The sequence below is a fragment of the Paraburkholderia monticola genome, from assembly GCF_001580545.1.
Lineage (GTDB): Bacteria > Pseudomonadota > Gammaproteobacteria > Burkholderiales > Burkholderiaceae > Paraburkholderia > Paraburkholderia monticola.
Genome location: NZ_LRBG01000005.1, coordinates 329,709 through 342,214, shown reverse-complemented (window position 1 = coordinate 342,214; position 12,506 = coordinate 329,709). Strand labels below are relative to the sequence as shown.

Below are 12,506 nucleotides of genomic sequence, written 5' to 3'. Positions count from 1 at the left end.
TACTGAACAGATGGCTTCTATCATCAAGAATCGCGCGATCGTCGACGACGACTGGACCCTCGTGCGCCCGGCCGAAGACGGCACGCTGCCTCTCGTGAGCGAACTGCCGGCCGGCAAGGTGCTGGTGCCGTTCGCCCTGTGGCAGGTCGAACGCGATGCGCTGGTTGCCTCGCGCGGCGCCGCGGAAATCGGCGTGTGGCTCGCGCCGGACAACGAACCGGCGGACATCGTCGGCGATTTCGACAAGCTTGCACTGATCGCCGTGGACTTCCCGGTGTTCCGCGATGGCCGCGGCTACAGCATCGGCCGCCTGTTGCGCGAGCGCTATGGCTACAAGGGCGAACTCCGCGCGATCGGCGACGTGCTGCGCGATCAGATCACCTTCATGTTCCGCTGCGGCTTCGACTCGTACGCGCTGCGCGCCGACAAGGACTTCAACGACGCACTGAAAGCGTTCGACGACTTCAGCGTGCAGTACCAGGGCGCCGTCGACACGTCGCCGCTGTTCCGCCGCCGCGCGGCCCAGGCTGGCGCCGACAAGGTCCCGGCATGAGCGCCGCTCAAGCGTTGAGCCCGGAGCTTGCAGCGAAGGTCGAGCGACTCGACGCGCTGCTCGATTCGATCGCTGCGCGTCACGCGAACGTGAAGCTCGCGAGCAGCCTCGCGGCCGAAGACATGCTGCTCACGCACGCGATCCTGTCGCGCGGCGTGAAGATCGGCATCTTTTCGCTGAATACGGGCCGTCTGCACGCGGAAACGCTCGGCATGCTCGATCGCGTGAAAGAGCGCTACGGCTATGACATCGAGCAGTTTCATCCGCAGGCGGCCGCGGTCGGGCAGTACGTGGGCGAGCACGGCCTGAACGCGTTCTACGAAAGCGTCGAGCTGCGCAAGCGCTGCTGCGAGATCCGCAAGGTCGAGCCGCTCAATCGCGCGCTCGCGGACGTCAGCGCCTGGGTGACCGGACAGCGTCGCGAGCAGTCGGTCACGCGTACCGAGCTGCACGAGGAAGAGCACGACGGCGCGCGCAATATCGCCAAGTTCAACCCGCTCGCGGACTGGACCGAAGCCGAAGTCTGGGATTACCTTAAGCGCTTCGACGTGCCGGTCAATCCGCTGCATGCGCGCGGTTATCCGAGCATCGGCTGCGAGCCTTGTACGCGTGCGATCCGCCCCGGCGAGGACAGCCGGGCGGGGCGCTGGTGGTGGGAGTCGCGCGACACGAAGGAATGCGGCTTGCACATCACGGCGATCACCCCGATTGCGGTCGAGCGCAACGAAAATGCGTCGGCCTGAGCGCCGCGCACCGAGCTTGCGGCGCACCGGCGCCGAAAACGATCCGAATACTTCCGCCCGCGCGCTACCGCGCGCCGGGCGAATCAACGAAGGACCCGCTATGAGCACCACGCTCGATTCCGCTGTCAACGCTCCGCTTGCCAATACGGTCAACCGGATGGATCACCTCGATTGGCTCGAAGCCGAGTCGATTCACATCCTGCGCGAACTGGTCGCCGAATGCAGCAAGCCGGCGCTCCTGTTTTCGGGCGGCAAGGACTCCGTCGTGGTGCTCGCGCTCGCTCTGAAGGCGTTCGGCCTCGGCGCGAACCGCAAGACGCAGCTGCCGTTCCCGCTCGTGCATATCGACACCGGCCATAACTACGACGAAGTGATCGACTTCCGCGATCGTCGCGCGCAAGAGATCGGCGCTGAGCTCGTGGTCGGTCACGTCGAAGACTCGATCAAGCGCGGCACCGTGCGTCTGCGTCGCGAAACGGATTCGCGCAACGCTGCTCAAGCGGTCACGCTGCTGGAGACGATCGAGCAATACGGCTACACCGCGATGATCGGCGGCGCGCGCCGCGACGAAGAAAAGGCTCGCGCGAAAGAGCGCATCTTCTCGTTCCGCGACGAATTCGGCCAGTGGGACCCGAAGGCGCAGCGCCCGGAACTGTGGAGCATCTACAACGCGCGTCTGCACAACGGCGAACACATGCGCGTGTTCCCGATCTCGAACTGGACCGAACTCGACGTGTGGCAGTACATCGCGCGTGAACGGCTCGAACTGCCGTCGATCTACTACGCGCACCAGCGCGAGATCGTGCGCCGCAACGGCCTGCTCGTGCCGGTCACGCCGCTCACGCCGATGCGCGAAGGCGAGACGAGCGAACAGGCGCTCGTGCGTTTCCGCACGGTCGGCGACATCAGCTGCACGTGCCCGGTCGAAAGCGACGCGGACGACATCGAGAAGATCATCGCCGAAACGGCCGTCACCGAAATCACGGAACGCGGCGCGACGCGAATGGACGATCAGGTCTCTGAAGCGGCGATGGAACAGCGCAAGAAGCAGGGTTATTTCTAAGCACACGACCAAGGGCAAAGCAATCATGAGCGGTATTCATCAACCAGAAGACCTCGGCGTGCTGCGTTTCATTACTGCGGGCAGCGTCGACGACGGCAAGAGCACGCTGATCGGCCGCCTGCTGTACGACAGCAAGGCAGTGCTGTCCGACCAGCTCTCGGCGCTGTCGCGCGCAAAGAACAAGCGCACCGTCGGCGACGAAATCGATCTGTCGCTGCTGACCGACGGCCTCGAAGCCGAGCGCGAGCAGGGCATCACGATCGACGTCGCCTATCGCTACTTCGCCACGGCCAAGCGCAAATTCATCATTGCCGATACGCCGGGCCACGAGCAGTACACGCGCAACATGGTGACGGGCGCCTCGACCGCGCATGCGGCGATCATCCTCGTCGACGCGACGCGCGTGACGTTCGAGAACGGCGTCGCGCAACTGCTGCCGCAAACCAAGCGTCATAGCGCGATCGTCAAGCTGCTCGGTTTGCAGCATGCGATCGTCGCGATCAACAAGATGGACCTCGTCGACTACAGCGAAACGCGTTTCAACGAGATTCGCGACGCGTACGTCGAGCTCGCGCGTCACCTCGGTCTGGAAGATGTGCGCTTCGTGCCGGTATCGGCGCTGAAGGGCGACAACATCGTCACCGCGAGCGAGCGCATGCCGTGGTACGCGGGTCAGCCGCTGCTCGACGTGCTCGAAGCGCTGCCGGTCGAAACCGCGAGCAACCAGGCGCTGCGCTTCCCGGTGCAGTGGGTCGCGCGCCAGGACGGCAGCCAGGCCGACGATTTCCGCGGCTACATGGGCCGCGTCGAATCGGGCGAAGTGAAGCTCGGCGACACGATCGTCGTGCTGCCGGCCAATCGCGAGGCGACCGTCGCCGAGATCATCGCGCCGGTGGTTGGCGGCACCGCGCAGGTTGACCGCGCGTTCGCCGGTCAGACCGTGACGATCCGTCTCGCGGAAGACGTCGACGTGTCGCGCGGCGACACCTTCGTACTGCGCGAAACGGCGCCGGAGCCGGCGAAGAAGCTCGAGGCGGACCTGTGCTGGTTCGACGACGCGCCGCTGTCGACGCAGCGCAAGTACCTGCTGAAGCAGACCACCAGCACGGTATTCGCGAAGATCGGCGCGATCAAGGAAGTGCTCGACGTGCATACGCTGTCGCAGGCGACCGATCGCAAGGAACTGGCGATGAACGACATCGGTCGTGTCGCGCTGACGTTGCAGAAGCCGCTCGTGTGCGACGCGTACGACTCGCATCAAGGCACCGGCGCGTTCGTGCTGATCGACGAAGCGACGAACCACACCGTCGCGGCCGGCATGATCCGCGCGTTTTCCGCGTAAGCACGGCATAAGCGAAAGAAGGGCGGCGCAGGCGGCGCAAAAACGCGCCGCCGCGTGCGCTCCAACGAACAGGTTGATGTCAATGGGCAAGGTTTATCTGATCGGTGCGGGACCCGGTGCCGCGGACCTGATTACGGTACGCGGCGCGCGGCTGCTCGGCGCCGCCGACGTCGTGCTGCACGACGCGCTGGTCGAGCCCGCCATGCTCGACTACGCGCCCGCGCGCGCGAAGCGCATTGCGGTCGGCAAACGCTGCGGCCAGCTATCGACGGCCCAGCAGTTCATCAACAAGCAGATCGTCGATGCGGCTTTGGAGCATGACGTGGTGGTGCGTCTGAAGGGCGGCGATCCGATGCTGTTCGGCCGTGCCGATGAAGAGATGCGCGCGCTCGAAGCCGCGGGCATCGAGTATGAAGTCGTGCCGGGCATCACCGCCGCGCTGGCGAGTGCGGCCACGCTGAAACGCTCGCTGACGCTGCGCGGCGTGTCGCGCAGCGTCGCTCTGGCGACGTTCAGCCGCGCGCCCGGCTCCGACGAAATCCGCGAGCAGGTCAACGCCGATTCGCTGGTGTTCTACATGGGGCGTGATAGCGGCGTCGAGATCGCGCAGCAACTGATCGATGCCGGCAAGCCAGCCGCGACACCCGTGGCGATCGTCGAGGCGTGCAGCACGCCGCGCGAACGCATGCTGACGCTGACGCTGGAAGATCTTGCGGCCGGCGAAGCACAGCGCTGGGTCGATGCATCGCAGCCGAGTCTGTTGATGATCGGCGAGGCATTCGCGGCGCGGCAGCTCGAGGCGAACCGCCAGTCGAATGGGATGCTGGTCGCGGCCTGAGGTCGGGCAGACTCAACGAAAAAAATCAGACCTGCCGCAAGCAATACTGCGCAAGCGCATCCAGCACCGAATCATCCTCACCCACTGCCACCGCGCAGCGGATCTCGACCCCGGGATGCGCGGCGCGGCATCGATCGACGATCGCCGGCAAATCCTGGCGGACATGGCCGCCTTGCCCGAAGAACACCGGCACCACGGTGATCGCATCGCAGCCTTGCGTGACGAGTTGCGCGACGGCCGTCGGCAGATCGGGCTCCATCAGTTCGAGAAACGCGAGCGCGACCGCCTGGGCTTCGCCCGGCGCCGTTCGTGCAGCGCGCAGTTTGCCGGCGAGCCGTTCGAACGGTTCGCGCCAGCGCGCATCGCGCGCGCCGTGGCCAAACAGAATCAGTCCGTGCATAGCCATCGCGTCAGCCCCTGACGATGCTCTTATCGCTGCGTTAGTGCCGGTCGACCCATTTCAGGCCAACGAGCCCCAGCACCAGGTACACGAGCCCCGGCGTCGCCGCCGTCAACGGTGCGGGCCAGGTATTGAGCGTGCCGATATGCGAGAACAGCGTGTTGAACAGCTGGAAGCTCATGCCGAGCATGATGCCGCCGAACACCTTCACGCCGACCACGCCCGCGCGCGTATGCAGATACGCGAACGGCAAAGACAGCACCAGCATCACGAACACCGCGAACGGATACAGCACCTTGCGCCACAGCGCGATTTCATAGCGCTGCGTGTCCTGATGGTTCTCGGTCAGATGCTGGATGTAGCGGAACAGATTGAACATCGACATCCGGTCCGGCGACACCAGCAGCACCGACAGAATCTGCGGCGTCAGCTCCGAGCGCAGCGAGTACTCGGGCAGCGTGACCTGGTTCGCGCGGTACACCGGATTGAGCGCATCGGCCGGCGTGCCCGGAGGGGGGGGCACGTCGATCAGTTGCGTATCGGTCACGCCGGTCAGCAGCCAGTGGCCGGGCGGCTGATAGCGGCCGCTCTGCGCGATGCGCACGTTCGACAGGCGGAACTTCGAATCGAACTCGTAGATGCGCACGTTGCTGATCGTCGCATCGGGTTTCAACTCGCCGACGTTGACGAAGCGCGTGACCTGCTCGCCGTCGGCGCGCTCGGTCAGCGTGTCCTTGACCCACACGCCCGACTGGAAGTTGGTCGACACCGAGGAGCCGAGCGCCTCGAGCCGCACGCGCTCAGACAGCTGATCCGTGTACGGGCCGACCACTTCGCCGATCAGATACGTGACGAACACGAGCGGGATGCCGATCTTCAGCAGCGAGCGCAGCGCCTGGTTGGTCGCGAGACCCGAGACGCGAAAGATCGTGTACTCGGAGTTCGCCGCCATCTGCGCGAACACGTAGATCGCGCTGATCAGCGCCGCGACCGGAATGATTTCATAGAAACGCGACGGCGTTTGCAGTGCGACGCGCAGCACCGCGTACTGGAATTTGTAGTTGCCGTGGCCGACCGAGTTCAGTTCGTTGATCAGGTCGAAGAAGAAAAACAGACCTGAAAACGCAAACAGGATGAAGATGAACGTGAGATAGATCTGACGCGCGAAATACCTTTCATAAATGCGCATCGGTCAGACTCCCTGCGAACGGCTGAACATGGCGCGCGTGAAGAGCGGCCGGTTGCGCACGCGCATCCAGAAGATGAACGCGACGATCCCGAGCACGATCACGTGCAGGATCACGAGCCCGAGGCCGAACGACATCTTGCCCTGCTCGATCCACGCCTGCACGACGTTCAGCAGATTCGAATAGGTGAGGTAGATCAGCACGGCCATCACGAGGTTGATTGTGCGGCTGCGGCGCGGATTCTGGTGCGCGAGCGGAATCGCGAGCAGCATCAGATTGATCGCGATCAACGGCAGGCCCGCGCGCCACGCGAATTCGGCGAGGTTGTCGCGAGTCGGGTTGCGCAGCAGCGTGAGCGTCGGCAAGCCGGTGGTGGTCGGCGTATTGATGACCGGCTGACTCTGGATCTTCACGCCGTAGCGCTCGAACTCCATGATGCGGAAATCGGGGTGGCCGGGCTCACCGTCATAGCGGCGGCCGTTTTCCAGCACGACGAAGCGGTCGCCGTTCTTGTGCGTCTCGACGTGGCCGTTCTTCGATACGACGACGTTGACCTTGCCGCCCTCGGTGCTGGTCACGAACACGTTCTCCACGTGCCCCTGGTCGGGCGACATCTTCTCGATGAAGAACACGCGGTGGGTGGTCGGCGATTCGCGGAACTGGCCCGGCGCGAGCAGCGACACCTCGTCGCGTTGCTGGAAGCGCGCGCGGATCAGCTTGCTCTGCTGGTTCGACCACGGCCAGCCGACGAACACGAAGAACATGATCAGGATGATGATCGGCGTGGCGAAAATACCGATCGGCTTGATGAATTGGGTGAGGCTCACGCCCGAGGACAGCCACACGACCATCTCGGAGTCTTTGTACCAGCGCGTGAGCACGAACAGGATCGACACGAACAGCGTCGCGACGAGCATGATGGCCAGATAGCCGATCACGGTGAGGCCGATCAGGACCAGCACGTCGCGCGGGTCGATCTCGCCCGAGGCCGCGAAGCCGACGATACGGATCATCATCGTCGTCAGCACGAGCGTGAGAAGAACCAGGAACACGGCACCAGCCGTGTACGCGAGTTCGCGCTGAAGGGAACGTTCGAAGATCATTATTGATGACGAGAGGGGGCGCTCACGGTGACGCGGGGGTTCGGTCCCGTCACGCCTCCGGTGCAGCCGCCGCGAGAAAAATAGCGGATAATTGCGGCTTTCATCCTAAGCCCAGATTTTATCCGAGGACAAGCGCGATGGACTTTAGCATAAAAGCCTGTGATTGGACCAAAGGCTCGACGAACGGTTTCCTGACCGGGAAATCCGATTGCATCGTGATCGGCGTGTTCGAGTCGCAAACGCTGTCGGGCGCCGCGCTGGAGATCGACGCGGCCACCAAGGGCCTGCTCACGCGCGTCATCAAGGCGGGCGACATGGACGGCAAAGCCGGCACCACGCTGTTCCTGCATGAAGTTCAGGGCATCGGCGCGTCGCGCGTGCTGCTGGTCGGCCTCGGCAAACAGGATGCTTTCAGTCAGAAAGCCTACGGCGAGGCGGTCCGCGCCGCATGGCGCGCGCTGCTCGGCACGAAGGTCGTGCAGGTCACCTTCACGCTCGCGCAACTGCCGGTGCTCGAGCGCTCGTCCGACTGGTGCGTGCGTGCCGCGATCCTCGCGCTGCGAGAGCTCACCTACCGCTTCACGCAGATGAAGAGCAAGGCGGACAACACGCCGCGCGCGTTGAAGCGCATCGTGTTCAGCGTCAACACCGGCGACGAGAAAGCCGCCAAGCTCGCCGCGAAGCAGGGCGCCGCGCTCGCCAACGGCATGGACCTGACGCGCGACCTCGGCAATCTGCCGAGCAACGTCTGCACGCCGACCTACCTCGCGAACACCGCGAAAAAGCTCGCCAAAGACTGGAAGCTGAAGGTCGAGGTGCTCGGCGAGAAGCAGTGCGAAGCGCTGAAGATGGGCTCGTACCTGTCGGTCACCGCGGGCGCGGTCGAGCCGGCGCAGTTCATCGTGCTGCAGTACCAGGGCGGCGCCGCGAAGGCCGCGCCGGTGGTGCTGGTCGGCAAGGGCGTCACGTTCGACACCGGCGGCATCTCGCTGAAGCCGGGCGAGGGTATGGACGAGATGAAGTACGACATGTGCGGCGCGGGCTCGGTGCTCGGCACGCTGCGCGCGGTCGCCGAGATGGGCCTGAAGATCAACGTGGTCGGCATCATCCCGGCTGTCGAGAACATGCCGTCGGGCACGGCCACCAAGCCGGGCGACATCGTCACCAGCATGAAGGGCATCACGATCGAGGTGCTGAACACCGACGCCGAGGGCCGCCTGATTCTGTGCGACGCGCTCACCTATGCGGAGCGCTTCAAGCCGGCCGCGGTGATCGACATCGCGACGCTGACGGGCGCCTGCATCATCGCGCTCGGCCATCACAACAGCGGCCTGTTCTCGAAAAACGACGCGCTCGCGGGCGAGCTGCTCGACGCCTCGCGTGAAGCGGCCGACCCGGCATGGCGCCTGCCGCTCGACGACGAGTACCAGGATCAGCTGAAGTCGAATTTCGCCGACGTCGCGAATATCGGCGGGCGTCCGGCCGGCAGCGTGACGGCCGCGTGCTTCCTGTCGCGCTTCACCGATGCGTACCCGTGGGCGCATCTCGACATCGCCGGCACCGCGTGGAAGAGCGGCGCCGCGAAGGGTGCGACGGGTCGTCCGGTGCCGCTGCTCGCGCAGTTCCTGATCGACCGCGCCGGGCAATGACGCAGTGCGGTAAGCGCGCACACGGCGCGGGGCAAGCGGGGCGGAACCGCCGATGACGAGAATCGACTTCCATTCGAACGTCGGCGATTCGCTGTTGTACGCGTGCCGTCTCACGCGCAAGGCGTACCTGGCGGGCCAGCCGCTCATCGTGGTGGCCGAGCCCGCGCGCCTCGCCGCCTTCGACGAAATGCTGTGGACCTTCTCGCCGCTCGAGTTCGTGCCGCACTGCATGGCGGGCACGCCGGTTGCGACCGAAACGCCCGTCGTGCTGACCACGAATCTCGACGACGTGCCCCATCATCAGGTGCTGCTCAATCTCGGCGCGACGGTGCCGGCGCAGTTCGCGCGCTTCGAAAGATTGCTCGAAGTGGTCGGTAACGCACACGAGGAACTCGCCGCGGGCCGCGAGCGCTATCGTTTCTATCTCGATCGCGGCTATGCTTTGAACCACTACAAGCAGGCCGGCTAGGTCCATAGCGCTGCGGCTCGGGGCCGACGCCGCTCGACGGCCATCGGGCAGTGCAACATGCAGACCGCCTGCCTTGCTTCGACCCACACACGGAGAGCGCACGTGACCGATCCCCACGACAGTTCGATTCCGGTCCTGAACGAGGTCCTCGTGCCCGGCCGCGCACGCAAGGCGAGCGAGGCGTCGGGCGATGCCGCCGCGCCCGCCCCCCAGCCTGCCACTCCCCCCGCCGCGCAGCCCGCGGCGGCGTGCGAGCCCGCTTTGCGCCCGGAGCCCGCATTCGTGCCGGAGCCCGCGCATCAGACCGAACCGACGCTGAGCCCCGAGCCGGTACTCGCGCCGCAGCCGGTGCCCACGCCAGAGCAACTGAGTTCGCCGCAGCCCGTGTTGGTGCCGGAGCCGTTGCCAACGCATGAAGGGACCCACGAGGCTGAGCATGAGCCTCTCTCGCAGAGTGAGGTTCGCCGGCCGCACGTGGCCGATCACACGCACGCGAGAAAACACGCGCGTCCGCATCGCGGCATCCATGGCCGACATGGGCATGACGACGTGCACGAAGTCCCCGAAGTCTCGCCCGGTGTGTTCGACCGTACCGAGCCCCTGATCCCGCTCGAGGCCGGTGCGACCGTGCCGCCCGATCTCGACGAAGGTGCGCACGAAGCCGCCCCCACGCAGCCCACACTCGATGCCGACGCGATCGCCGAACGTCTGCATGGACGCTTCCGCGGTTTTCTGACGGGGGAGGGGCGCGGCATCATCGAGGCGCGCTGCCGCGACGCAGTGCAGCAACATACGAATCTGCTCGTCAGTCAGATCACGCGCGAAGTTGCGCAGACGCTCGAAGCCGAAATGACCGATTGGGTGCGCGAAGCGGTGGAAGAGGAGATTGCGCGGCGCTCAGCTTGATGCCGCAAGTGAAGGTCGTGGTCGCGCCACGCGCGGTTATTTGAGCGTCATCACCCAGGCCGCCAGCGAGGCCGCCTGATCGGGTGTGAGCTGCGTGTTCGCGGGCATCGGCACGGTGCCCCACGCGCCGGTACCGCCTTCGAGGATCTTGCGCTTCAGATACGTCACGGCGTCGTCGCGTCCCGCATAACGGGCAGCGACGTCGTGCAGCGCGGGTCCCATGATCGGGCGAGAGACCGCGTGGCAGCTCATGCAGTTCTTCTGCTGGGCGAGCGCGAGGCCGGTTGCTTCGGCATGGGCGGCGGGACTGGCGGCACTCAATGCGGCGGCGAGCGCAACAGAGGCTGCTACGGCTGCGTACGACATCGATTTCATTATGGTCTCCGCCGGTGCAGATGCCCGGCTCGTGGTGCACGCATTATAAGAGCAAAGGGGCGCACGGTTTCTCGTGCGCCCCTTGGCGTTTTTGCGTGGCGTCGCGGCGGGTTCGTCGCGGTGAGCCGGCCCGCTATCCCGTCACCGCCCCGCGATTCGCCGGTTGCGCGAGCGCGAAATACTTCGCCATCACGCCGCGTGTGTAGCGCGGCTTCGGCGCTTGCCATGCGGCGCGGCGGCGCTGCAGCTCGGCGTCGTCGATGTTCAGTTGCAGCAGCAGCTGGTGCGCGTCGATCGTGATCGAATCGCCTTCCTGCACGAGCGCGATCGTGCCGCCGACGAACGCTTCCGGCGCGACGTGCCCGACCACCATGCCCCACGTGCCGCCGGAGAAGCGGCCGTCGGTGATGAGCCCGACCGATTCGCCAAGCCCCTTGCCGATGATCGCCGAGGTCGGCGCGAGCATCTCCGGCATGCCGGGGCCGCCCTTCGGGCCCAGATAGCGCAGCACGACGACGTCGCCGGCGACGATCCTGTCGGCGAGGATCGCTTCCAGCGCGCTCTGCTCGTCGTCGAACACGCGCGCCGGGCCCGTGATGACCGGGTTCTTCAGTCCCGTGATCTTGGCGACCGCGCCGTCTTCGGCGAGATTGCCCTTCAGGATCGCGAGATGGCCTTCGGCGTAGAGCGCCTTGTCGATGGGGAAGATCACCTGCTGATCGCTGCGCGGTTTACTTGGCACGTCCTTCAGCTCCTCGGCGATCGTCCGGCCGGTGATCGTCATGCAATCGCCGTGCAGCATCCCCGCGTCGAGCAGAATCTTCAGCACCTGCGGGATGCCGCCCGCCTTATGCAGATCGGTCGCGACGTACTGGCCCGACGGCTTCAGGTTGCAGATCACCGGCACTTTCTTGCGCATGCGCTCGAAGTCCTCGATCGTCCATTCGACCTCGGCCGCGTGCGCGATCGCCAGATAGTGCAGGACCGCGTTGGTCGAGCCGCCGGTGGCCATGATCAGGGCGACCGCGTTTTCGATCGAGCGCTTCGTGATGATGTCGCGCGGCTTCAGATCCTTCTTGACCGCCTCGACGAGCACGCGCGCCGATTCGGCGGCCGAGTCGACCTTCTCCTCGTCTGGGTTCGCCATCGTCGACGAATACAGCAGCGACATGCCGAGCGCCTCGAACGACGAGCTCATCGTGTTGGCCGTGTACATGCCGCCGCACGAACCGGTCGACGGACACGCATTCTTCTCGATGCCCTCGAAGTCCTCCTGCGACATGCGCCCCGCCGTGAATTCGCCAACGGCTTCGAACGACGACACGATCGTCAGATCGGTACCTTTCCAGTTGCCGGGGCGGATCGTGCCGCCGTACACGTAGATGCCCGGCACGTTCATGCGCGCGAGGCCGATCATGCCGCCCGGCATGTTCTTGTCGCAGCCGCCGATCACGACCACGCCGTCCATCCATTGCCCCTGCACGCAAGTCTCGATGCAGTCGGCGATCACTTCGCGCGAGACGAGCGAGTACTTCATGCCTTCGGTGCCCATCGACATGCCGTCCGAGATCGTCGGCGTGCCGAAGGTCTGCGGGTTCGCGTCGGCCAGCTTGATCGCGGTGACGGCCGCGTCGGCGAGGCGCTGCAGGCCGGCGTTGCAAGGCGTGATGGTCGAGTGGCCGTTGGCGACGCCGATCATCGGTTTGTCGAAATCCTCCTTCTGGTAGCCGAGCGCGTAGTACATCGAGCGATTCGGTGAACGCGCGACGCCTTGCGTGATGTTCTTCGAACGACGGTTGTAGGCCATGGGGAGCTCCAGGTCGGTCTGTTCTGGTGGATGCGCGCTGCGGCTTGTGCGCGCCTGCGTTCAGTGTAGTG

The 12,506-nt window shown here is 65.3% G+C and carries 13 protein-coding genes; 8 read left to right on the top strand and 5 right to left on the bottom strand.

Annotated elements, in window-relative coordinates:
- Positions 1–10: 10 nt before the first annotated feature.
- From CI15_RS09845 to cobA, 5 genes are all read left to right on the top strand, one after another.
- Positions 11–553 (top strand): DUF934 domain-containing protein, encoded by a 543-nt coding sequence (locus tag CI15_RS09845; RefSeq protein WP_062127028.1) that lies wholly within the window; start codon positions 11–13, stop codon positions 551–553.
- Entirely contained in the window at positions 550–1,296 is a 747-nt protein-coding gene (locus tag CI15_RS09840; protein WP_062127026.1) for a phosphoadenylyl-sulfate reductase, read from the top strand. The genes CI15_RS09845 and CI15_RS09840 overlap by 4 nt, the downstream gene beginning before the upstream one ends.
- 100 nt (positions 1,297–1,396) lie before the next feature.
- Complete coding sequence (gene cysD / locus CI15_RS09835; protein ID WP_062127023.1) at positions 1,397–2,359, top strand: sulfate adenylyltransferase subunit CysD; 963 nt, start codon at positions 1,397–1,399, stop codon at positions 2,357–2,359.
- A 25-nt stretch (positions 2,360–2,384) separates the two neighbouring features.
- Positions 2,385–3,701: a sulfate adenylyltransferase subunit 1 gene (locus CI15_RS09830; RefSeq protein WP_062127019.1), complete on the top strand. Its 1,317-nt coding sequence runs from the start codon at positions 2,385–2,387 to the stop codon at positions 3,699–3,701.
- 82 nt (positions 3,702–3,783) lie between these two features.
- Positions 3,784–4,539 carry a uroporphyrinogen-III C-methyltransferase gene (gene cobA, locus CI15_RS09825; protein ID WP_062127016.1) on the top strand — a complete coding sequence of 252 codons (756 nt, stop codon included), beginning with the start codon at positions 3,784–3,786 and terminating at the stop codon, positions 4,537–4,539.
- A gap of 25 nt (positions 4,540–4,564) precedes the next feature.
- On the opposite strand, the gene CI15_RS09820 is transcribed toward cobA, so the two are convergent.
- The 3 genes from CI15_RS09820 to lptF are packed head-to-tail and all read right to left on the bottom strand — an operon-like array spanning position 4,565 to position 7,229.
- A complete protein-coding gene (locus CI15_RS09820; protein WP_062127012.1) occupies positions 4,565–4,945 on the bottom strand; it encodes a sirohydrochlorin chelatase in 381 nt (126 codons plus the stop codon).
- A 34-nt stretch (positions 4,946–4,979) separates the two neighbouring features.
- Entirely contained in the window at positions 4,980–6,128 is a 1,149-nt protein-coding gene (lptG, locus tag CI15_RS09815; RefSeq protein WP_062127009.1) for an LPS export ABC transporter permease LptG, read from the bottom strand.
- A gap of 3 nt (positions 6,129–6,131) precedes the next feature.
- Entirely contained in the window at positions 6,132–7,229 is a 1,098-nt protein-coding gene (gene lptF, locus CI15_RS09810) for an LPS export ABC transporter permease LptF (RefSeq protein WP_062127005.1), read from the bottom strand.
- Between the two features lie 137 nt (positions 7,230–7,366).
- Here lptF and CI15_RS09805 point away from each other — a divergent pair, with 137 nt between their 5' ends.
- The 3 genes from CI15_RS09805 to CI15_RS09795 all read left to right on the top strand — a co-directional run bounded on the left by CI15_RS09805 (position 7,367) and on the right by CI15_RS09795 (position 10,253).
- Entirely contained in the window at positions 7,367–8,878 is a 1,512-nt protein-coding gene (locus tag CI15_RS09805) for a leucyl aminopeptidase (protein ID WP_062127001.1), read from the top strand.
- Positions 8,879–8,930: 52 nt separating this feature from the next.
- Entirely contained in the window at positions 8,931–9,347 is a 417-nt protein-coding gene (locus CI15_RS09800; protein ID WP_062126998.1) for a DNA polymerase III subunit chi, read from the top strand.
- A 102-nt stretch (positions 9,348–9,449) separates the two neighbouring features.
- On the top strand, positions 9,450–10,253 hold the full coding sequence (locus CI15_RS09795; protein WP_062126995.1) for a DUF2486 family protein: 804 nt from the start codon (positions 9,450–9,452) through the stop codon (positions 10,251–10,253).
- A gap of 36 nt (positions 10,254–10,289) precedes the next feature.
- On the opposite strand, the gene CI15_RS09790 is transcribed toward CI15_RS09795, so the two are convergent.
- Together CI15_RS09790 and ilvD are read right to left on the bottom strand one after the other, a co-directional pair.
- Entirely contained in the window at positions 10,290–10,628 is a 339-nt protein-coding gene (locus tag CI15_RS09790; RefSeq protein ID WP_062126992.1) for a c-type cytochrome, read from the bottom strand.
- A 133-nt stretch (positions 10,629–10,761) separates the two neighbouring features.
- A complete protein-coding gene (gene ilvD / locus CI15_RS09785) occupies positions 10,762–12,435 on the bottom strand; it encodes a dihydroxy-acid dehydratase (protein ID WP_062126989.1) in 1,674 nt (557 codons plus the stop codon).
- Between the last annotated feature and the right edge of the window lie 71 nt (positions 12,436–12,506).